Source organism: Adonisia turfae CCMR0081, assembly GCF_011009555.1.
GTDB classification, from domain to species: Bacteria; Cyanobacteriota; Cyanobacteriia; order Phormidesmidales; family Phormidesmidaceae; genus Leptothoe; species Leptothoe turfae.
The window spans coordinates 457659-479107 of record NZ_QXHD01000003.1 but is presented as its reverse complement, the minus strand read 5'-3'; the positions used below and the strand labels follow the sequence as shown (position 1 = coordinate 479107).

18 protein-coding genes are annotated in these 21449 nt (G+C 44.4%); 7 read left to right on the top strand and 11 right to left on the bottom strand.

Translation table 11 applies throughout. The annotated features are described in order from the left end of the window. Positions 1–46 precede the first annotated feature (46 nt). The 8 genes from DXZ20_RS02735 to DXZ20_RS02700 form a co-directional block, all read right to left on the bottom strand. On the bottom strand, positions 47–1027 hold the full coding sequence (locus DXZ20_RS02735) for an NAD-dependent epimerase/dehydratase family protein (RefSeq protein WP_431732017.1): 981 nt from the start codon (positions 1025–1027) through the stop codon (positions 47–49). A gap of 90 nt (positions 1028–1117) precedes the next feature. Further along, positions 1118–2038: a glycosyltransferase family 2 protein gene (locus DXZ20_RS02730; RefSeq protein ID WP_163696274.1), complete on the bottom strand. Its 921-nt coding sequence runs from the start codon at positions 2036–2038 to the stop codon at positions 1118–1120. Positions 2039–2131: 93 nt separating this feature from the next. Beyond that, positions 2132–4699 (bottom strand): glycoside hydrolase family 99-like domain-containing protein, encoded by a 2568-nt coding sequence (locus DXZ20_RS02725; RefSeq protein WP_163696272.1) that lies wholly within the window; start codon positions 4697–4699, stop codon positions 2132–2134. A 529-nt stretch (positions 4700–5228) separates the two neighbouring features. Beyond that, a complete protein-coding gene (locus DXZ20_RS02720; protein ID WP_163696270.1) occupies positions 5229–6305 on the bottom strand; it encodes a methyltransferase domain-containing protein in 1077 nt (358 codons plus the stop codon). 14 nt (positions 6306–6319) lie between these two features. Then, on the bottom strand, positions 6320–7012 hold the full coding sequence (locus DXZ20_RS02715; protein ID WP_163671578.1) for a class I SAM-dependent methyltransferase: 693 nt from the start codon (positions 7010–7012) through the stop codon (positions 6320–6322). A gap of 118 nt (positions 7013–7130) precedes the next feature. Beyond that, complete coding sequence (locus DXZ20_RS02710; protein WP_163662362.1) at positions 7131–8531, bottom strand: ABC transporter ATP-binding protein; 1401 nt, start codon at positions 8529–8531, stop codon at positions 7131–7133. Between the two features lie 18 nt (positions 8532–8549). Further along, complete coding sequence (locus tag DXZ20_RS02705) at positions 8550–9383, bottom strand: ABC transporter permease (protein ID WP_163696584.1); 834 nt, start codon at positions 9381–9383, stop codon at positions 8550–8552. A gap of 145 nt (positions 9384–9528) precedes the next feature. Further along, positions 9529–10686, bottom strand: a complete 1158-nt coding sequence (locus tag DXZ20_RS02700; protein WP_348918534.1) for a DegT/DnrJ/EryC1/StrS family aminotransferase — start codon at positions 10684–10686, stop codon at positions 9529–9531. A 78-nt stretch (positions 10687–10764) separates the two neighbouring features. Here DXZ20_RS02700 and DXZ20_RS02695 point away from each other — a divergent pair, with 78 nt between their 5' ends. The 3 genes from DXZ20_RS02695 to DXZ20_RS38420 are packed head-to-tail and all read left to right on the top strand — an operon-like array spanning position 10765 to position 14632. Further along, entirely contained in the window at positions 10765–11889 is a 1125-nt protein-coding gene (locus DXZ20_RS02695; RefSeq protein ID WP_163696268.1) for a glycosyltransferase family 4 protein, read from the top strand. 30 nt (positions 11890–11919) lie between these two features. Continuing rightward, entirely contained in the window at positions 11920–13362 is a 1443-nt protein-coding gene (gene wbaP, locus DXZ20_RS02690; protein WP_163696266.1) for an undecaprenyl-phosphate galactose phosphotransferase WbaP, read from the top strand. Continuing rightward, positions 13352–14632, top strand: a complete 1281-nt coding sequence (locus DXZ20_RS38420) for an O-antigen ligase family protein (RefSeq protein ID WP_163696264.1) — start codon at positions 13352–13354, stop codon at positions 14630–14632. Before wbaP ends, DXZ20_RS38420 begins: the two co-directional genes overlap by 11 nt. Positions 14633–14822: 190 nt before the next feature. Here DXZ20_RS38420 and petL read toward each other — a convergent pair whose 3' ends face one another. Beyond that, entirely contained in the window at positions 14823–14918 is a 96-nt protein-coding gene (gene petL, locus DXZ20_RS02680) for a cytochrome b6-f complex subunit PetL (RefSeq protein WP_163662370.1), read from the bottom strand. 185 nt (positions 14919–15103) lie between these two features. Here petL and leuC point away from each other — a divergent pair, with 185 nt between their 5' ends. The 3 genes from leuC (at position 15104) to DXZ20_RS02665 (ending at position 19903) form a co-directional block, all read left to right on the top strand. After that, positions 15104–16507, top strand: coding sequence for a 3-isopropylmalate dehydratase large subunit (leuC, locus tag DXZ20_RS02675; RefSeq protein ID WP_163696262.1), 1404 nt, complete (start codon positions 15104–15106; stop codon positions 16505–16507). A 378-nt stretch (positions 16508–16885) separates the two neighbouring features. Further along, positions 16886–17518, top strand: a complete 633-nt coding sequence (locus tag DXZ20_RS02670; RefSeq protein WP_163662374.1) for a Crp/Fnr family transcriptional regulator — start codon at positions 16886–16888, stop codon at positions 17516–17518. Positions 17519–18091: 573 nt separating this feature from the next. Further along, positions 18092–19903: an alpha-amylase family glycosyl hydrolase gene (locus tag DXZ20_RS02665; RefSeq protein ID WP_163662376.1), complete on the top strand. Its 1812-nt coding sequence runs from the start codon at positions 18092–18094 to the stop codon at positions 19901–19903. A 134-nt stretch (positions 19904–20037) separates the two neighbouring features. Here DXZ20_RS02665 and DXZ20_RS02660 read toward each other — a convergent pair whose 3' ends face one another. Then, on the bottom strand, positions 20038–20310 hold the full coding sequence (locus DXZ20_RS02660) for a hypothetical protein (protein WP_250565573.1): 273 nt from the start codon (positions 20308–20310) through the stop codon (positions 20038–20040). Positions 20311–20456: 146 nt separating this feature from the next. On the opposite strand from DXZ20_RS02660, the gene leuD reads away from it, so the two are divergent. Then, a complete protein-coding gene (gene leuD / locus DXZ20_RS02655; protein WP_163696580.1) occupies positions 20457–21053 on the top strand; it encodes a 3-isopropylmalate dehydratase small subunit in 597 nt (198 codons plus the stop codon). Positions 21054–21148: 95 nt separating this feature from the next. Here leuD and DXZ20_RS37180 read toward each other — a convergent pair. After that, positions 21149–21449, bottom strand: a 301-nt coding sequence (locus DXZ20_RS37180; protein ID WP_250565572.1) for a PEP-utilizing enzyme, incomplete at its 5' end; no start/stop codon positions are given.

Sequence of the window (21449 nt, the reverse complement as noted above, 5' to 3'; positions counted from 1 at the left end):
ACTACCTAAGAAACATAATGATTTGCCCATATCTTTTTTACAGATTTTAATGTTTCACACATTCAAGCCAATACAGCGTTTTTTGTAACCCTGCCATCCAATCTATCGCAGGTTGAAAACTCATTAACTTTTGGGCAAGGGTAATATCTAAAACATTAGCAGGGACATCTACCTTTCGTCCTGACTGATAGCTTCTTGATAAAGGTCTACCTAACAGGAGTACTATATCATCAATAATTTGATTAATACTCTTCCCGACACCACTACCAATGTTAAAAATACGTTGCTCACCGCTGTAGTCAATTGCCTTAATTAATGCCGTAACAACATCATCAACAAAGATATAGTCACGCACAACGTTACCATCTCCCCAAATTTCTAAAGATTCCCCTTTGATAGCCTTAGCTAGAAAGGCAGAAACCACTCCCTGATTTTTTCTTGAAGTTTGAAATTGGCCATAGGGATTACTCACTCGCAAAATCAAATAATCTAAACCATAAAGGTGATTGTATAATGCCAGATACTTCTCAATCGCTAGTTTAGAGATACCATAAGCACAGATAGGGTCTGTCGGAGCAGTCTCAGAAATTGGTAGACATTTAGGAATCCCATAAACAGTACCACCAGAAGAGATAAAAATAACTTTTCGGACAGTGTCAGAGTACCTGCACAGATTCAACAGGTTTAAGCTACCAAGAGTATTAACCGTTAGATCTAAAGCTGGGTCTTGATTCGAAGTAGCAGGTGAAGTGTTGCTGATCAAATGAAAAACTATTTCACAACCCTGAATCAGTTTGGCGAGTGCGGAAACGTCTTGAAAATCCCCTGTCGTCCAATCCACTCCCGCTAAGGCGTCAGGGAAATTAGCAGAACGGCCAAAAGCTTTCACGTTGGCTCCTGCGGTTACCAACGCCTGACAGAGGTTGGTTCCGATAAACCCACCTCCACCTAAAACAGCACACTTGAGGCCATTCAGTACTAGCCCATTCAGAACCTGAGGATAAACGTAGTTCCTAAAAGAGATCACAAAGGGAAAAAATTACAATAATTGAAACAGCTTGGAAAATAGCATTGTGGCTAGCATAAGTCAGACCAGCTCTCTAAGAGATATGAAACATTATCGCCCCCAAAGCTTAACTAGTCGATGCTTTAGGCTATCCAGATTGAGACCAGTGAGATTGTTGTCGTGGGTCTTTGACTCAGATATGTTTTCTATATAGGCTCTTTGCCATTCCCAACAACGCTGCAAAAAAGTAAACAGTGTTTGAACCCGTGTCAGCTCATCTGCACTGATTACATCTAGGCCGTAACCTAATACCTTTTGCCCTTCAAGCCATTCCAGAGTACCAGCATTGGGCACCCTGGCATTTGAGCTATCTTGCCGCCAATAGTTAAGCGGATTGGCAACAAAAGCAATATCCGACTGTGCTAATATGCGCATCCAGTACAGCCAGTCACCACATAGACGATAGTTAGTATCTGGTAATGACACACGACGGACAACGGATTCTCGTAATAGAACCGCACTAGCGTTGGGAATACAATTCTTCTGAAGCAAAAACTGTTCAATTTCAGCTTTGCCACTATTAACATAATTGTGCTGCCATCGTTCAGGATCCAAGTCATTAGTCCAAACAGTGGAATCGCCAAGAACTTTGTTCGTTGAATTAACTAACCACGAACGACTATAAACTAAACCTACAGAAGGGTTTGCTTCGAGAATAGGGACTAACTGCTCCAAAAATTCAGGGTCTGCATAATCGTCTGATTCAGCAATCCAGATAAATTCACCTTTGACCTGAGCTAATCCTTTACGCCACTGGGCAAAGGGTGAGCCTGTATTTTTAGCGTTAAAAAGAATATGAGTGTTGGGCCGCTCTCGATAAGCGTTGATAATCTCTCGACTATTATCTTTAGAGCAATCATCTAGAATAACTACTTCAAAATCCTGAAATGTTTGTTGATAGATTGACTCCAACCGTTTCGGTAGATAGGCGGCATGATTATAGTTAGGAACAATGACAGAAACTTTTGGCATAGCGGGTAATCACGATGAAGCCTGATTGAGAAACCTTATTAATGTTCTCTATCCGACAGATTTAGGCTGCGTTGGATCAGAGATACTGATGACCTAAAGAGCCTGCTGCTGCTGTTCTTCTGAACATTTGGGAACCGTGGTGATACCACAATCAAAATCAGTATTCATTACAGCCACAAGATCCTGAATATATCGAGACCACTGGTATTGGGCTTGTGATTTTTTCATAGCAGCGTTACTAATTTGATGACGTACCTCAGGATGATGTAGCAAGTTCATAAGCTCCTTAGCCATAGCACCTGAATCAATGTAAGGAACAACAACTCCAGCTTCTGGAAATAGCGCTTCTGGAGCACCGCCCGCTTCTGCAAAGGCAATAACAGGTAACCCATGGGACATCGCAGTCAGGTTAACAAGGGGGAAGGGATCTTCACGGGATGTCAACAAGAATGCATCTGCTGCTGCAAAATAGGGATCTAATTTTTCTTCTGGCCGTTCGCCAATAAAGAGTACAGTTTCTGTAAGGTCTCCAATCCGAAGGTCATGTTCACACCATTGACGCACCAGAGGGCCTTGTTGATCAGCACCTATCCAAATAAACTTGACATGGCCTGTGTCTGGATAACGCATAACCTGTTGGGCAACCTGAACAAAGATATCGGTACCTTTACGAGGATGAATAGATCCACATCCGAGTACTAAAAAGGTATCTTCAGCAAAGTTGAATTCTCTTAGAATTGCCTTTCTAGCCTCTAATCTGTTGTTATAGATATTTCTTTGCTGTCGAATACCTGCATGAATGGAAGTTAGCTTACTGGGTTCAAGATTATAAAAATCAACTAGTTCTTGCTGTACATAATCTGATGCCACAATAATGCGTCTGGCAAACTCAATAATTTTGAAAAACTGTTTTTGGCCAACATACGCCTCAATTGAAGCAGGCAATTCATAAATACAGGACATGACCGGTATTTGGGCGCGATCGCAAGCTTCTACAACATCTGCAGTTACCACCGTATTGCAAAAAGCCATGAGCGGTGATCTTGCCTGGATATCTTGAACAACAAGATTAATTGCGGCTTGTCGTGAGAGTCCTGTAGTCGTCAAATTTTCAAGATTAAAAGTTTTGACAATTTTTTTGAACTTTGACTCTAATCGGCCACCTCGACAGAGTAGAAGGTAACAGTCAATTTCTTTGAAACGAGTAAAGTGCTTTAGGTTTTCTAATATAGCTAGCTGTGCACCAGCCAGAGCAGCATCGTGAGAAACAAAGAGGATAGCCCTAGCACTTGAATAGTTAATGCCATTTTGGTGATGGTCTTGGCTCCAAGCAACTTGTGGAAGTGCTACTTGAGTTTGATCTTGGAATTTGCGCTGTAGACGATCCACAATTAAGGACACGGTTGCCTGTGTACCTCGGGTAGTTAAACTCTCTTTAACCCTAGAAAGTTTAGATTTGAGCTTTGTAAACTGACGTAATGCTTGTGTAAGCTGACCGGTTGTTTGATGTACCAGACGACCTGGCTCCAATGACTCAGGCAAGGAGGGCATTGACTGCCGAGATAGAAGGTATGACTGGTGAGCCATCTGATCGATCAGGTCTGTTGGGTAGTCTGTAAAATTTTTGGCTTGCTGTGTTGCTTCCAACCATGCCCTTCCAGATTTTTGACTAGGTTCAAGAAATGCCCCCTCAGCCCATTCATTCCAGGCATTAATAAAAACAAAGCCTTGGTCCTCCTTGGCACATTGAGCGGTGTCCTGAATAACATGGCGCAGCCATTGCCGATAAATCTCAGGAGTCGCATGCTGAAAAATCGTGCCTCGCTCACTCCGACGAGCCGTATTATCCCAAGACGGCATTACCCCTCTGTAAAATTTAAAGGAGGGCCTTAAACGCTTGATTGTTTCCTGAACGCCCCAGTAATAATCAAGCACAGTACCTGAAAAATCATGGTTTAATTTAACAACACTATCGGTAATATTCTTCTTGGGAAATTGATGGGGCGGAAACTCTACCAGCGCATCAAAGCCAACGGTTCTTGGATCAAACACTCTAAATTCAACCGCGCATAGATGTAAACCAGGTAATCCAGCCTCTAAACATTTGTTACGCCAGAATTTTGCGGTCTCTACAGGATTTTCTAGTAGTTCAGGACGATAAACCAACAGCACAGGCTTACCATCAACTCTTATGTAGCGCGGATCTTGAAGTATTGGAATAGCATCAAAGATAAAACGATTATCTTCAGAAAGAATATGGTTTTGCTCAAGTAGAATCTCTTTTTCTAGACCATCCCAACGACGTGTCCAATTTTCATTTGCCCAACAAATACAGAAAGGAAAATCAGGATCTCCAGACTCAAGGACATCATTCAGTGGCCTTTCTAAAACGCGACGACCATTGAACCAATAAAAGTAATAGCAAAAACCATGTATCCCATATTCTTTTGCCAGCTTGGCCTGTTGTTGCCTGATATCTGGTAGGCGCAGATCATAGAAGCCTAAATCGGCAGGTAAACAAGGTTGCTTGTGTCCCACAAATTGGGGCACTGCCTTGGTTACATTAGTCCATTCAGTAAACCCTTTTCCCCACCATTCATCATTTTCAGGGATAGGATGATACTGAGGTAAATAAAAAGCAATAAGCTTTGGTTGTTCCATAAGGAATTTTCCCAAGGGGACTGTTTCTAATCTAGGGACATGCTAATCTTGTATGAATTAAGCTTAAATCATTTGAATGATTTAACGAATAAGAATTAGTTTCAAATCTTTTGCTTAAGGAACATAGTTACCCCCGAAGAGTTAAGAAGTATTATCCACCAGCCCATCAAAGAAGTAATAAGATAATCGCTGAAAGACATGTAAAAACTTGGTTATCCTCATCTAGATTCATGCCCTTTAGAATTCAGAATTACGCACAAAACCAGCACAGTTTAAACTTTTTAATTGCTGAGAATTAAATTCTTTATACATCAAGTCAAACCTTGTCAAATCTCTCCAACACAATGAGGAAGATAGCTCATCAAAAAGATATGAGAAACTCACAAAGGTGCAAAGAATACCTGGAGTATCTCGTTCCGCATGCAAAAAATTCTAACGTCAGGAGGAGTTAACTTGCTGGCAAGATAAGCCAGCACATCACTCAATATCTCAAAATTTGATAAAAATAAATTCATACATCATAAGTAAGCTATCTAAAAATACGACGGATCTTCTTGAGCAATTTTTTATTAGTCATTTTTACTATGAAAAAAAAGTTTCTCTCTAGTTGTTTCTGAGTGTCTTGTAACTTAGATTGAGTGTCTTGTAACTTAAATTGAGTATCTTGTAACTTAGATTGAGTGTCTTGTAACTTAGATTGAGTGTCTTGTAACTTAGATTGAGTGTCTTGTAACTTAGATTGAGTGTCTTGTAATTTCAGCTGGCTCTCATTAGATTGTGTCTGTGTCCGCTTGAGTTCAGCGTTTAAATTTCGAGCAGTTATAGAAATTTCACGACATGTATCGCTTAATGACATTATTTGAGCTCTAGTTCTCATATACAAATCATCTTCGTCTCTATATAAAGATGATTTCAGGGGTTCAAAGTGACTGTTGGAACAGATAACCAAAAAATAAAGTGGTGAGGGAATTGATATTTTTTTTCGAATTAATTCTTTAGATTGACTTGTAAAGGAAGCTAATAAATCAGAAGAATCAGCAGCAGATTCTAAAGAAGTAATGAATGAGGAAACCCCCATTTTTTGGCCATAGGTAGAAATATAATTAAAATGCTTGTCAATAAGTGCCCTTAGTTCCTCGTAATAAAGCTCTTTGACATGATAGGGATTTTGGTAATTAGGCTCATCAGAATAGGTTAATTTATTGGGCGAGGAGAGAATAAGAATGCCATCATTAGTAAGTACTCTACTAATTTCAGCCAGCATTTCCTCATGCTTATCATGATGTTCAATAGTTTCAAATGAAACAACAACTTCCACTGAATTATCATCAAGAGGAATCTTATCGCAGGAACCAAGTAGAAACTTTAAGTTTTCTTTATGAGCATACTCCTTTTGAGCATGAGCTATGGACTCAGGATCTATATCTACTCCAAAAACTGATTCAGCTATATTCGACAGCATAGCTGAGCCATATCCTTCTCCCGAAGCTATATCTAAAACAGTTCTATCTTTACAAAAATCTTTAGCTATTGCATATCTGTGTAGATGCTCGTACTTGATTACACCATCCTCACTTGGGATGTATCTTTCTCCAGTAAATTCCATACAATTTCCTCAGATTATGCAACTCCTACCAGGACATTAGATGCAGGGAAGTCATGAGAAATTATTCTGCATTCACTAAAGCCAGCCTTAATAACCTGTACCCACGCATCAGCACCATATTCTGTAAATACTAAGTGATCATTTTGTAAGTTTGATTCGACACCATGATAACTTGGCGGCAAGCCATATCTTGTCCTTGTCAGCCTATCAACAATAAGAGGGACGGTAAAGATACAATAGCCAGTTCCTTTTTGTAGAACTCTTCTACACTCTGACAGACCTCTAATGGGATGTTCTACATGTTCTAACGTGTCTGAATGAATAACAATATCAAAAGAAGAAGATCTAAAGGGCAGATTCATCATGTCATACTCCGGATATTCAATGAGTCTATGACCAGGCAATTGTAAAAGCCATGATGTTAGAGTTCCAGCCTTGTTTATCTCTAGAATTTGCAATTTATGAAATGAATCGTCTTGTATGAAATCCTTCAGCAATCCCTGAAAACCAAGGAGTTTCATCAGTGAAGCAGCCAGTGCAATAGATCGAATATTAGCACCACATTCTAAGCAGCAAAGACCCTGCTGCTGGTTAATATAATCGATTTCGTACTGAGCTAGTTGCCAATCATCAATCAACTTTTTCCATAGAACCTTATTATCTTTAAATCTATCTGAACCGCAGCAACAACATGAAGAAATACCCATAGTTAAGATCGGAAGCATAGTCTTTAAACTATCTCTAATCAGTATTAGAAATTCACTTTTCAAAGAACTCTAAAACTAGTTTCTTTTATCAAAAAGCTGAAAAGATAATATTAGAAGCCTACTTCCTGACAATTGGTTTTTCAGAATTTAATTTGCATATTACATTAACATCTTCCATTCTTAGAAAACCAAATGTTAAACCTTTTTCGCCAGACCTAAATGTAAGTGGAGTGAACAACCAATCTAGCATTTCATGATTTTCTTGATCGCCATCTGCAACAGCAGGCTCTAGGGCATAATTATCACTTTTAATATGTGGCCAATTCATAGTAAATGAAACCCTTACAGTTTCACCTATATGTAATGGATTAAGCTTGCAGCCATACTGAGCAGTATTCCAGCCAATCATAGGAGCTCTTAGCCTGTCAAACATTTGCACTCCAACGATAGGACTTTCCACCCTGTCATGAGCCACACACTCGATAATGATGGAAAACTTATCGCCAGGCATGAAAAAGTTGGTTTCACTCCCTCCTTTCCCAAGAAGACGAATTTGAGTAATCTCACATCGTCCTGTGCCACATCGATCACTAGCTGGGAAACTCATATATTCTTTTTGTGTATATGAATTCAAGACAGGTGATGTAGAGGCACTTTGCTTATGGTCTAAATCTATGTCTTTATGTATTTCTTTGCCATCTAACTTGTCAATTCTTTTAGACTCGTTTGAAGGCTGCTTTATATGCTTTGAGTTCAGTTGATTCTTTTCTAACTCCGTATTTATTTGCTCATAGGTCCATGCCTGGTATGATTTGCTGACATTGACAGGTAAACCTATTTCAGCAACGTGTCCATCTTTAAGCCAAACACAGTTTGAACATAATCGATTTACACTCCCAGTATCATGGGAAACGAATAGAATAGTGCCTCCAGAGTCTTGAAAACTCTTGACTTTACCGATGCATTTATGAACAAAAATACCATCTCCAACAGCTAAAGCTTCGTCTATGATGAGTACATCAGGATTAACATTTATCGCTACTGCAAATGCTAGTCTGACAAACATCCCACTAGAGTATGTTTTAACTGGTTGATCAATAAAATTTCCAATATCTGCAAAGGCAGCAATTTCTTCAAATCGCTCCTCAATCTCTACCTGACTCAATCCCAACAAACGACCGTTAAAAAACACATTCTGTCGCCCTGTAAATTCAGGATTAAAGCCACTCCCTAATTCTAAAAGTGCAGATACTCGTCCATTCACTTGAACTATGCCGGAGGTTGGCTGCAATGTCCCGGCAATGATTTTTAGCAGCGTGCTTTTGCCTGCGCCATTACGACCTATGATGCCCCATGTTTCGCCTCTTAGAATTTCTAACGAAATATCTCGCAATGCCCAAAACTCTTTTGCGTAGGTTTTCCCTGGCAGGAGAATTTCTTTCAGCCGATCAGCCGGTCGTTGGTAGCGCTTAAAGACCTTCGAAACATTTTCTAGAGAAATTGAGATATTGTCAGCCATAGAAATGAAAAAAATGCTTCATAGCACGTCTGCAAATGATGGTCTAAGTTTTTGATAAGTCAGATAGCCCAATAAACACAGACATCCTGAAACGACCGTTGCTACTGACCATACTTGCCAATGTCTAATCTCACCAACCAACACGATGTCACGGTACATTTCAGCGATCGCAGCTAAAGGATTGAACCAAAATACTAGTGTGCGAATTGGATTGGGAATTAAATCTGCCGGATATAAAACTGGCGTTGCATAGAACCACAGATTGAGCACGATGCCTAAAAGCTGTGGTATATCTCGCAAAAAAACAGTGAGGGCTGACGTCAAATAGGCCAATCCTACGGTGAGCAATAGCTGAGGCAACCATATAATAGGCAGCAGCAGCAGAGTGGCATGGAGAGTTTGGCTGGTAATAGATACAAATGTAATCAGTGCCATTAGTCCAAACATACTTTCTACAAAAGCTGTCAAGACAGGTACTAACGGCAACAGCTCCAACGGGAAAACAACCTTAGTTACCAGATTTTTTTGCCGCAGCACAGAGGTCATCGCCTGGGTTAAGCCGTTTGTAAAGGTAATCCAGGGAATCAGACCAGCAAATAGCCATAACCCAAAGGTGAAATTGGCATTACCACCTGGCAAGCCTTGAGCACTGAGCTTAACATTCAGTACTACTGAGAAGACATATGTGTATATCAGTAACTGTGATATTTGTCTGACCAATGCCCATAGGTTCCCTAATACAGAACCCTTATATCGAGTATCGAGGTCGCGTTGGACTAAGGTTTTTAGTAAACCTAGCTTGGTCCACTGGGCTTGAGTCAGGGGAAACAGTCGTTTTAAACTGACTGTCAACCGCCATAGAAGACGCTTTAGAACTTTTAGAGATGTTTTGATTGGCCCTACTACTATTGTCACAGAACTATGGTCGCAGCCTCTTCTTTCCTAGTCGATTACCGCATTAATCTATCAAAAAGTTAACCCCTATAATATTTGGATTCTAATGGGACAGTGCCTGTTTCAAAGTTGTCGCGACATATTTTAGCTGATCCAAACTGAGCTCTGGCCACATGGGCAAACTCAGCACTTCTTGAGCTAGCTGATCGCTCACGGGATAGTCAGGATACTCACCAGCATATATAGGCAATTTATCTTGGGGAATAGGGTAGTAAATCATTGCACCAATGCCTGCCTCTGCCAAGGCTTGTTTGATGCGATCGCGCTGCCCACCCAGCAGTCGAATCGTGTACTGATGAAATACATGGCCTGCTGAAAACGCCGGAGGCACTACCCCATCTACATCAGCCAGCAATCTGCTGTAGGTTTCTGCCACCCAACGACGCTTTGCATTCCAGCTATCAATATGGCGCAGCTTAACCCCTAAAATAGCTGCCTGCATAGCGTCAAGCCGTGAGTTATAGCCCAACATCAAGTTGCAATAGCGTTGCTTAGACCCGTGCATCCGCAGCATCTGGGCCACTTCAGCAATGTCATCGTCGTTCGTAGTAATCAAACCACCATCGCCATAGGCCCCAAGATTTTTGGTTGGAAAAAACGAAAACGCCCCCACATGGCCCAGGGTTCCGACATATTTACCCAGTAGGCCATCGCGACTTGATTCCTGACAACCACAGCCCCTGCAATCTCCTTTATAAACAGCACCAAAAGCCTGGGCACAGTCTTCAATCACCTTCAAATTATGCTGGGTGGCAATCTCCAGAATTTGTCCCATGGCGGCTGGGTTGCCGTACAAATGCACCGGTACAATGGCCTTGGTTTGCGGAGTAATCGCCGCCTCAATCAAATTGGGGTCAATGTTGAACGTATCGGCACAGATATCGACAAATACCGGTTTTGCCCCCACCATACTGATGGATTCTGCCGTAGCAAAAAAGGTAAATGGTGTCGTAATCACCTCGTCCCCTGGCCCAACCCCCAAAGCTCGCAAACCAATGACCAAGGCATCGGTGCCAGAGTTCACACCAATGGCGTGTTTGACGCCCAGGTAAGCGGCTGCATCCGCTTCAAACGCTTTTACCGTTGGCCCCAAAATAAACTGTCCTGAATCCAAGACCTGGTTGATAGCCGTTTGAATTTCATCCTTAATCGCCTGGTACTGAGGTTTTAAGTCAAGGATAGGGATTTTGATTTGGCTCACGGTAGTTATGTTTTAAGGGTCTGATGTTAAGAGGCTCTGCTCTAGAATCTTAGGACGATTTGTGTCGTCAGGTTTGATATGCGTGTTGCCGTTGTGCATGAGTGGCTGGCTAGCCATGCAGGCTCTGAAAAGGTTGTGGAACAAATTCTGCAACTCTATCCAGACGCCGATCTATTTAGCCTGGTGGATTTTTTGCCGCCAGAACAGCGTGATTTTATTGGACATCGTTCAGTCACAACGTCATTTATTCAGCAGCTACCGCTGTCTAAACGAGCCTTTCGGCAATATCTGCCCCTGATGCCACTGGCTGTGGAGCAATTTGATTTATCCGACTATGACGTGGTGATTTCCAGTAACCATGCTGTGGCAAAAGGGGTATTAACAGCCCCCCATCAATTGCATATCAGCTATGTTCATACTCCTATTCGCTACGCTTGGGATTTGCAACATCAATACTTGCAACAGGCCGGGTTAGAACGAGGGTTGAAGGGGGCTCTGACGCGCTTGATTTTGCACTATTTGCGATTGTGGGACACCACTAGTGCCAACCGTGTTGATCGATTTGTGGCCAATTCTCATTTTATTAAGCAGCGCGTATGGCGAGCCTACCGGCGACCAGCGACGGTGATTTACCCCCCCGTGGATATATCCCGATTCGAGTGGCAACATCCCCGTGAAAATTTTTATTTAACGGTGTCCCGGTTTGTGCCTTATAAACGGGTCGATTTAACAGTGGCAGCCTTTAACCAACTAGGACTGCCCTTAGTGGTTATTGGTGATGGTTCAGATTGGTCAAGAATTAAGGCGATGGCTGGCTCGAACATTCGCTTGTTAGGACAGCAGCCTGATAGCGCCGTGGCAGATTATATGCAACGATGCAAAGGATTTATTTTTCCAGCAGAGGAAGACTTCGGCATTACCCCTGTGGAGGCTCAAGCAGCCGGAGCACCAGTGATTGCCTTCGGTCGAGGTGGTGTGGCTGAAACAGTAATACATGGCCAAACCGGCATCTTGTTTCCGGACCAGACAGTTGACAGTCTGGTCCAGGCCGTAAAATCCTTTGAAATGGGTATGTATGAATTAAACAGGGATAATCTGCGACACCAGGCAGAGAAGTTCTCGATCGAATGCTTTCGAAGTCAGTTTCGTGACTGTGTTGAGCAAACCTATACAAGTTTTCTTCAAAGTCATCCCTTAGAGTAGTGAGGTTAGCGACCTCGGCATCGTGTGCACATGACTCTTTCTCAGCCGACTAAACCTGCGATCGCACCCCTCAAAGTGCATGCCCACCCCGGCTACATGGTGACCGCTCTGATCACGTGTGATGCCTTATGTTTAAGCTTAGCTGGCATTATTAGCGTCTACGTCCGTCTATGGTTCAACGGCCAATATGAACCTTCCTTATATTGGGAGTTATGGCCGTTCCTGGGTCTGTTTTTACTGGGCTATGGGTTAGCAGGGTTATACCCAGGTCAAGGTATCGGGCCAGTGGAGGAACTTCGCCGCTTAGCCCTAACCACCACACTGCTTTATCTCACCCTGGGGTCTGCCGTCTTTCTTTTCCGAGACTTAGAGCTTTACTCCCGTGCCGCATTTCTGATGGCCTGGGGTCTGTCGATTATTCTGCCGCTACTGGGTCGCTATGGCCTCAGGGCCTTGGTCGCAAAACGCTCTTGGTGGGGTTATCCAGTATTGGTACTCGGGGCAGGCAAAACAGGGGCCCTAGTCATTCGTACCTTACATCGCCAACCGGCCCTAGGCCTCAAGCCCGTAGCTGTACTCGATGATGACGTCAACAAACACGGCTATCTTGAAGGCGTTCCCGTGATTGGTAACTTAGCTCAGGCTCCAGTATTGGCTGGTCGTGACCAGATTCCCTACGCCATCATGGCCATGCCAGGGGTCCATCGAGATCGGTTACTGTATGTTGCTCAACACTACGGTCGTGCCTTTCCCCATCTCCTAATTATTCCTGACCTGTTTGGCATGGCTAGCCTGTGGGTTGCTGCCCGTGATCTCGGGGGTGTGTTGGGTCTAGAGTCTCAACAACAACTCTTACTCCCTGGTCCAAAACTCACTAAAAGCCTTCTAGATCAATGCCTGACCTTAATTGTCGGCCTGGTGTCTTTTCCCTTAATTGTCTTAATTGCTCTGGCCATTCGCATTGATTCACCCGGGCCTATTCTCTACCGACAGACCCGCATTGGTCGCAACGGTCGTCCATTTAAAGCCTGGAAATTTCGCACCATGGTCCCCAATGCCGAGCGGGTGCTCAAGGACTATCTACAAAGCCAACCTGAGCTACAAACCCACTGGAGCAAAGACCGCAAGCTCAAATACGACCCACGGATTACGCGCCTAGGGCGATGGTTACGACGAACCAGCCTCGATGAACTCCCCCAGCTCTGGAACGTTCTGCGAGGAGAGATGAGTCTTGTCGGTCCCCGTCCCATTGTCCATGACGAAGTAAAACTGTATAAGGAAAAATTCCAACTCTATACCCAGGTGTTGCCTGGCTTGACGGGTCTGTGGCAGGTCTCAGGACGCAATAACATCACCTACCAAGAACGAGTGAATCTTGACGCCTATTATGTTCGCAACTGGTCGGTCTGGCTAGATATCTACATCCTAATTCGAACTATTTGGGTAGTAATTGTGGGGGACGGTGCGTATTAATTCAGTCCAATCTACCAATGGCAGTTTTTTAGGCGGGTCCTGGCATATTTGGCTGTGGCTAGCAGCCCTGGTAATTCTGCCGTTTGCCAGCTATCTCAGCTTGGTTATCTTAGTTGGCCTCATGGTAGGGGCACTTTGCCAAAGATTTCAGGCCATTAGTCAGGTACTGTGGCAGCAGGGGTATGGACTGCTGACAGCAGGGTTACTACTCAGCGCTTGCTTTGCCGCCAATGCTGGCGACGCCTGGTTACAACTCGCTAATTTTCTACCCTATTTCCTTCTGATTGGCGTACTTTCGACCGCCCAACGTTTTCAACCGCCAAGGCCCACATTGACGATGGTGGCCCAAGCCATCGTCCTGGGCTCTTTACCCTTCAGCATTTTGGCCTTGGTTGAATACATTGTCAGATTTCCAGGTATCACAGCTCACGTTGGCGACTGGTCAATCTTTCAGTGGGTGTTCGATGTCAGTTTCACCGGGCATCGTGCCCATGCCAACCTGAGCCACCCCAACATTTTGAGCAATTATCTCACCATTGTGTTGGGACTGGGCCTAGGGTTGCTGGTCGGGCAAATGTGTGGGACTACTGCACAGCCATCTGCTGATACGAGAGCTTCAGCACCCTCACCATTGATGACAACGACTTTAAGCATCGCTGTGGTCCTGGCTGGTATAGGCATCTTTTGCACCAGCTCTCGCAATGGCCTCATAGCCGCCGTTATTCTGCTATTGATTGCCGGTTATCTAGTTCGACGCCATCGCTGGGTATGGTTGCTGGGTATCGTGATTCTGAGCGCAATTGGCACAGGATTACTCGTTTTAGGATTTGGTGGTCGGCATCTCAGTCTTGCTCTCTTTACCGACGACCCCCGGGTTAAAGCCTGGCAAATTGCCATCGATCTCATTCGCCAGCGACCCTTATTGGGCTGGGGTTTAGGGGGTTTTAGTCATCAGTATGTCCCCTTTAGTGTGACCGATCACGAACGTCTTTTTCATCCCCACAACCTTTGGCTATATCTAGCCTGTGATACCGGTATTCCCACTATGGTGCTCTTTTGCTGGGTGATTGGCCGAACCTATCTTGCGGGTCTCCGTCGGCTAGTGAGTCACCTCGACCCAACGTTACTCAGTTATATCCTTGGGTTCACTGGCTGTATTCTGTTTAGTCTGTTCGACGTCACCCTCTTCGATGCTCGCATTAATGTACTTAGCTGGTTTCTTATAGGAGGCATCAGTATTCTGGCAACCCCAGCCTGGAAAAACCAATAAAAAAACTGCGGGCGCAGACCATTATGTCCAGTTACCCACAGCTATTTTCAAATGTTTGAAATATCAAAAATTTAAGAAACAGTAGTCATCAAGATTTGGCCTTTGGATATGCAGACAATGTCATACGCAAATCATGTCTCTCCGGCGGCAAATTTTCTAATTCCTGATCAATCCTTGGTTTTGGATGAGCTTAGATGAGCTTTGCAGCTTTGAGACCGTAGTACATGCCCATGCCAGCGGCAGCAGTGCCAAACAAAATCACTAAATAAACTAGTGCTGCGGTCATCACTAACACTCCTTTCTATAAAAACAAATAAAGTCCTGTATCTTTTTATTGAAACATGTTCGCTGACCGTTTGTCGTCAGCAGCTGGCCTTTCATACCTTTGATAGATTGTCCACCAGACATTTAATGTGAGCCTCTAAGGCTAGAATGGAAAGCCTAGCGATTTTTGTTAGATAGAGACAGCGCATGAGTAAGGGCACATTATTCGACAAAGTTTGGGATCTGCATACGGTTACAACACTGCTTTCTGGTCAGACCCAGCTTTTTATTGGCCTACATCTGATCCACGAGGTCACCAGTCCTCAGGCCTTTGCTATGCTGCGCGATCGCAACCTCACGGTGATGTTTCCAGAACGCACCGTCGCCACCGTCGATCACATCGTGCCCACCGACAGCCAAGCCCGTCCATTTGCCGATAGCCTGGCAGAGGAAATGATCGTTGCCCTCGAAAGCAACACTAAGACTAACGATATTCGCTTTTTTAATGTAGGGTCTGGTCACCAGGGCATTGTCCATGTCATCGCCCCTGAACAAGGTCTCACCCAGCCTGGTATGACCATCGCCTGCGGTGATAGCCACACATCTACCCATGGAGCATTTGGAGCGATTGCCTTTGGCATTGGCACCAGTCAGGTACGGGATGTGCTTGCCTCCCAAACACTCTCCCTCGACAAGCTCAAAGTCCGACGCATAGAAGTCAATGGCACCCTGGCACCTGGAGTCTATGCCAAAGACGTTATTTTGCACATTATCCGCACCTTGGGCGCAAAGGGTGGCGCGGGCTATGCCTATGAGTATGCTGGCAGCGCCATCGAGGCCATGTCGATGGAAGAGCGCATGACCCTGTGCAACATGTCCATTGAGGGTGGGGCTCGTTGTGGCTATGTCAATCCTGACCAGATTACCTACGACTATCTCAAGGGACGAGAATTTGCCCCCCAAGGTGACGCATTTGAAAAAGCCGTTGTTTGGTGGGAAAGCCTACGCAGCGATACCGATGCCGATTACGATGATGTCATCGTATTTGACGCCCAAGACATTGCCCCCACAGTCACCTGGGGCATTAGTCCTGATCAGGCCATTGGTGTAGATGAAACCATTCCTAACTTGGCATCATTCTCCTCAGAAGAACAAGCCTTAATCCAAGAAGCCTATACCTATATGGACATGGGCCCTGGTCAGCCCATGTTGGGCACCCCTATCGATGTTTGCTTCATTGGTAGCTGCACCAACGGTCGCCTGAGCGATTTACGAGAAGCCGCCAAGGTAGCCAAAGGGCGTCATGTTGCCTCAGGCATCCAAGCCTTTGTCGTTTCAGGTTCTGAGCAAGTCAAACAGCAAGCCGAAGCCGAGGGATTAGATAAAATCTTTGTCGAGGCTGGCTTTGAATGGCGAGAGCCTGGCTGTTCTATGTGTTTAGCCATGAACCCCGACAAACTACAGGGACGTCAAATCAGCGCATCCTCTTCAAACCGAAACTTCAAAGGTCGGCAGGGCTCTGCCTCAGGAAGAACATTATTAATGAGTCCGGCGATGGTGGCTCTAGCCGCTATCAATGGCCAAGTGAGTGATGTGCGCAGCCTACTCTAAGAGGCTTCTCACGTCCTAAAAGAACTCCCTGAACAGCAAAACTGTAGATTTTCTCTGCTCAAGCATAAACACCTGCCACCAAAAGGTTTCGCTTTTCTTAACCTTTTGATTACCTCACGTTAAGTTTTTGCTTTAATCATGTCGGTATTATCGACTAAACAAATTTAACTAATGCTGCCAAATCAAGGATTAACCTTGGCGATTTGACAATTTATCCACCTACTTTTCCATACTGAAGGGTTATTGAGAAAAGCAGCAGTACTAGTTTCATATTTAGCAGAGTTATTCAGACGTTGCCGTTGGCTAAAATACATCTCTGCTGTCGATACTTACACAAACGATTGCTCATAAAGCATTCACAGGGGCCTAGTTCTTTCTATGTCAGTCTCACAGCTCACCCAAAGAAGTCGCACATCAGATCACTATATTGCTCTACTAGAGCAGCTTTACCACGAGAGAAATCTTACACAATTTACAGCAGCGCATAGCATTCCCCTCAGACGTAGTGAAATCTATGTGATTTGCCGAGGTATTGTCCAACTCCACACAATTCATCCAGATGGCAGTGAAACATTGCTGGGATTAGCAGGTCCTTCCATGCCCTTTGGTCTGAGCTTAACGGGCGTTAGTCCTTACTGGGCAACAGCGTTAACACCAGTTGATGTTTTGCCCCTATCTATGGCAGAGCTAGAAAATTCACCCACCCTGATGGCAGGATTATTTACTCACCTATCACGACGTCTTCAGCAATCAGAAGCATGGCTTGCCCTATCTGGTAAGCGTCTGGTAGCCGATCGATTGCGTCAGCTTTTGATTATGCTAGCCCAGGAGTTTGGCCAGGTCGAACCTCAAGGTGTAAGGCTGACAATTCGTCTCACGCATCACCAACTAGCAACCACAATTGGTACCACGCGTGTTACGGTAACACGCTTGCTCAGAGATTTTCGCAAAGAAGGATGGCTGACAATTCATCAACGCTATCTAATTTTGCCGTTGAGCATGCTTTCATAAGTTTTGGCGAAATTTAATTCACACACCATTAGTGAACTTAAACTTGCTCTGAGCCATCAGGATGATAATTCATGAACCAACCAAGGGTTTTAGCTATGTCTTGATTACATCACAGGCCCTTAAATCACACACGGGTATCTGGCAATCTACCAGATACCTTTTTTATTTTTTCTGAGTATCCTCACAATTCCACATTTTAGATAGGCTTCAGAGTTTATTTAAAGATATGAAGCATCCCCGATATTTGTACTGACATCCAAACCTTTCGAAAAAACCAGTGATAACCTAGTTACTCATAAGAACAAATCCCACAGATCAATTATTGAATTCTACTGGTATCCAATATTAGGCAATTCTTTTAGGTGGTGAATTATCCAACCACCTGGGTTAAGCTGTCCCAAATAGACCTTAATTGATCTAGTTATTCAAAAACTCGCTAGACATTCACTCATCAGGAATATTTGAAAAATTGCGGGATCAAGGTTTTTTACCTTGGGCCTTAAGTTTATTTGACTGCATCCGCTTTTCTGCACCTTTGGTGCCTGCCAACGCAATACACATCAGACTTTATTCATGCTGACAACGTCTAAAGCTGCAATATCCTTCGAACGCTTTACAGCTAAGGTTTATCCCCTTCTAAAGAGGGTCTATGCCGAGAAACAAATCGATAGTCTGCTCCCTCGGCTCTACGACATGATCCAGGAGGAGCTTAAGTCACACTCCCAGGAGGATTTAGGTAAATGGGATCAGGATAAAATTCTACTCATTACCTACGGTGATAGTATTTGCAGCGAGGATGCATCCCCTCTACAAACACTAAACCAGTTTCTCAATACTCATTTGGCCGACACCGTGACAGGGGTTCATATTCTGCCCTTTTTTCCCTATAGCTCTGATGATGGCTTTGCTGTCATAGACTTTTTGGAGGTTAATCCTCGTCTGGGTAATTGGGCCGACGTTGAAGCCATTGGACGCAACTTTAATCTCATGTTTGATTTGGTTGCTAATCACGTCTCTAGCAAAAGCGACTGGTTTGAACAGTTCAAACAGGATCAGTTACCAGGTCGCAACTACTTTATTAATCTGCCAAAAGATACTCCCACTGCTGATGTCGTGCGGCCACGCAGCAGCCCCGTGTTAACTCCAGTGGAAACCATCAAAGGAGTCCAACATGTATGGACGACCTTTAGCGCTGATCAAGTCGATTTAGACTACAGCAATCCAGATGTCTTTTTAGAATTTATCGATATTATTCTGGCCTATGCCCGTCATGGGGCCCGTTATATTCGCTTAGATGCGGTTGGCTTCCTATGGAAATCCCCAGGCACTTGTTGCATTCATTTGCCTGAGACCCACGCTTTAATTCAAACATTTCGCGAAATTTTACAAATGGTAGATCCAGGGATTGCCCTGATTACCGAAACTAATGTCCCTAATCGCGAAAACCTCAGCTATTTTGGGGACCGCAACGAAGCCCATATGATTTACAACTTCAGCTTGCCACCGCTGCTGCTGAATGCGTTGATGCAGGGTCGTGCAGATCACCTCAAAACATGGATGATGAGTATGCCTCCAGCTCCCATTGGCTGCGCTTACTTCAACTTCACCGCATCCCATGATGGTATTGGTCTGCGGCCTACTGAAGGACTGTTAGAGGATGGAGAATTTCAAACACTCATAAACACCATGCGAAGCTTTGGTGCGCAAATTAGTATGCGCAGTAAAGCCGATGGTAGTGAATCTCCCTATGAGATCAATATTTCTCTATTTGATGCACTGCAAGGGACGGCTCAAGGGCCAGATCAATGGCAGATTGAGCGTTTTATCTGCTCCCAAACAGTCATGATGTCCCTAGAGGGAATTCCTGCGTTCTATATCCATAGTTTGTTGGCCACACCTAACGACATCGAAGGCATGGAAGCCACTGGTCACAATCGCTCGATCAACCGTCACTGCTGGGATAAACAGCGGTTAGATACTCTTCTTGAAAATCCTGAATCTCCCCAAGCAACTGTATTAGCAGAGCTATCACGTCTTATTCAAATTCGTCGTCAGCAGAAGGCATTTCATCCAAATGCAACTCAATACACTTTGCATCCAGACAATCCAGCTCTTTTTGCCTTCTGGCGTCAGAGCCTAGCTCGCGATCAGAGCATTTTTTCGATTCATAATCTCAGCAACCAACCCCATACTCTGCATCTGAACGAACTCAACTTAGTAAATACTGATAGTTGGATGGATCTCATTAGCGGCGAAAGCTTTGATGATCTACATGGGGTTTACAAGCTAAAACCATACCAGTCAGTCTGGCTGACCAATCGTCCCTATTACGATGCTGCCAATACGCCTGATCATGTCGATCTTGAGTTTCTCTATCGGACTTAAAAAAGGGGGCATCAACCCAAGCCTCAAAATCTAGGTTGAGTGGGAGTTCAAAGGTACAAATTATGCCTCTGCTCGCAGCCAACTCGGATTTTAAGTGTTGAGTTGACCAATGGGCGTGACAAGACCATCAATGCTCACACTCCCTTTTTCGACCTGATACTGAGCAAACCATCAGGACCTTTTTTCTCAGCCCAAGCAGACAATGTGGGGCGTTGTCCTTGGTAGTCATACAGGGGCATGCCATAGCCGCATGAGATTTGAACCCGGTGGACATCAATTATGATGATCTGCCGGGTTCCCACTATGCTGGGAAATTTGGATGCTAAGTCTTGCCATTGCTCATCACTGGGTAGCACCACATTTCCATGACCATATAGTCGCAGAATTAACGAGAGAACGTTTGACATCACGTTACCATGGTGGACTAGTAACGTATTACACAGTAGTGCCTTAAACACATCCAAGGTTAACCACCTGGCTTATTGAGCCTTGCGGCTCTTGGTTTGAATATGGCCCATCAGCACACCAGGATAGTTTCTCTATGGTTCAGACAATGTCTCAAATCATGTCGGTCACCGGTCGCGGTATTCCTCTCCTCGGAAATGACATTGATACCGATCGGATTATCCCGGCTCGCTTTCTTCGCTGTGTGACGTTCGACGGATTAGGAGAGAACGTTTTTGCCGATGATCGCGTCCAGGGTAACGGCACCCATTCATTTGATCAATCTCAGTATCAAAACGCCAAAATTTTGGTAGTAAATAGTAACTTTGGCTGTGGTTCGTCCCGTGAGCATGCACCTCAATCTATTATGCGCTGGGGCATCAAAGCGATTATTGGTGAAAGTTTTGCAGAAATTTTTCTAGGCAATTGTGTTGCGATCGGTATGCCCTGCGCTACAGCTACCCCTGAAGTTGTTGCCAGCCTGCAAGCACTCATCGCAGAGTCTCCTGACAAGGAATTTTCTCTCGATTTGGAAAATCAGACTGTCGCTGGGGACAACTTTAGGGAGTCAGTTGCTATCAAAGAAGGTAACCGTCAAATGTTTATCAACGGCACTTGGGACGCGTGCGGTCAACTGTTAAATCAAGCAGTGCAAATTAAGGCAACAGCTGCCAATCTTCCCTATGTCAACTGGGACAATGCATAGATAATCCTAATTGAGTCAAACATAGGGGTAGCTGTTACACGGTTTTGTGTAACAGCTACTTCGGGCACGATCAGTCAGGATTTCGTATGAGACATCTAATATGCCATGGTCATCATCTCTCGGGGATGAAGATTAGTGGCACCTGAGTTCACCACACCTCGTTTGGCATCCACTGTGATGATGGTGCCGTCGCGAATAATGCCGGTAGCATTGGTTACGCCCACTAAAACTGGAATACCAAGACGCAGACCAAGCACTGCTGCATGACCTGTATGGCTCGGATCTTCAGTAATGATGCCGCCAGCGTGGCGAATGATATCAACGTAATCAGCACTAGTACTGGGAACAACCAAAATCTCACCAGGATTAAAGTTGCTCACAGCTAAGGCTTTGTTG

Coding starts and splice junctions, on each gene's coding strand:
- wbaP (WP_163696266.1), top strand. CDS start 11,920: ATGACTCTTTCTCAGCCGACTAAACCTGCGATCGCACCCCTCAAAGTG.
- leuD (WP_163696580.1), top strand. CDS start 20,457: ATGTCTCAAATCATGTCGGTCACCGGTCGCGGTATTCCTCTCCTCGGA.
- DXZ20_RS02725 (WP_163696272.1), bottom strand. CDS start 4,699: ATGGAACAACCAAAGCTTATTGCTTTTTATTTACCTCAGTATCATCCT.
- DXZ20_RS02665 (WP_163662376.1), top strand. CDS start 18,092: ATGCTGACAACGTCTAAAGCTGCAATATCCTTCGAACGCTTTACAGCT.
- leuC (WP_163696262.1), top strand. CDS start 15,104: ATGAGTAAGGGCACATTATTCGACAAAGTTTGGGATCTGCATACGGTT.
- DXZ20_RS02710 (WP_163662362.1), bottom strand. CDS start 8,531: ATGGCTGACAATATCTCAATTTCTCTAGAAAATGTTTCGAAGGTCTTT.
- DXZ20_RS02715 (WP_163671578.1), bottom strand. CDS start 7,012: ATGGGTATTTCTTCATGTTGTTGCTGCGGTTCAGATAGATTTAAAGAT.
- petL (WP_163662370.1), bottom strand. CDS start 14,918: ATGACCGCAGCACTAGTTTATTTAGTGATTTTGTTTGGCACTGCTGCC.
- DXZ20_RS02660 (WP_250565573.1), bottom strand. CDS start 20,310: ATGTCAAACGTTCTCTCGTTAATTCTGCGACTATATGGTCATGGAAAT.
- DXZ20_RS02720 (WP_163696270.1), bottom strand. CDS start 6,305: ATGGAATTTACTGGAGAAAGATACATCCCAAGTGAGGATGGTGTAATC.
- DXZ20_RS02730 (WP_163696274.1), bottom strand. CDS start 2,038: ATGCCAAAAGTTTCTGTCATTGTTCCTAACTATAATCATGCCGCCTAT.
- DXZ20_RS02670 (WP_163662374.1), top strand. CDS start 16,886: ATGTCAGTCTCACAGCTCACCCAAAGAAGTCGCACATCAGATCACTAT.
- DXZ20_RS02695 (WP_163696268.1), top strand. CDS start 10,765: ATGCGTGTTGCCGTTGTGCATGAGTGGCTGGCTAGCCATGCAGGCTCT.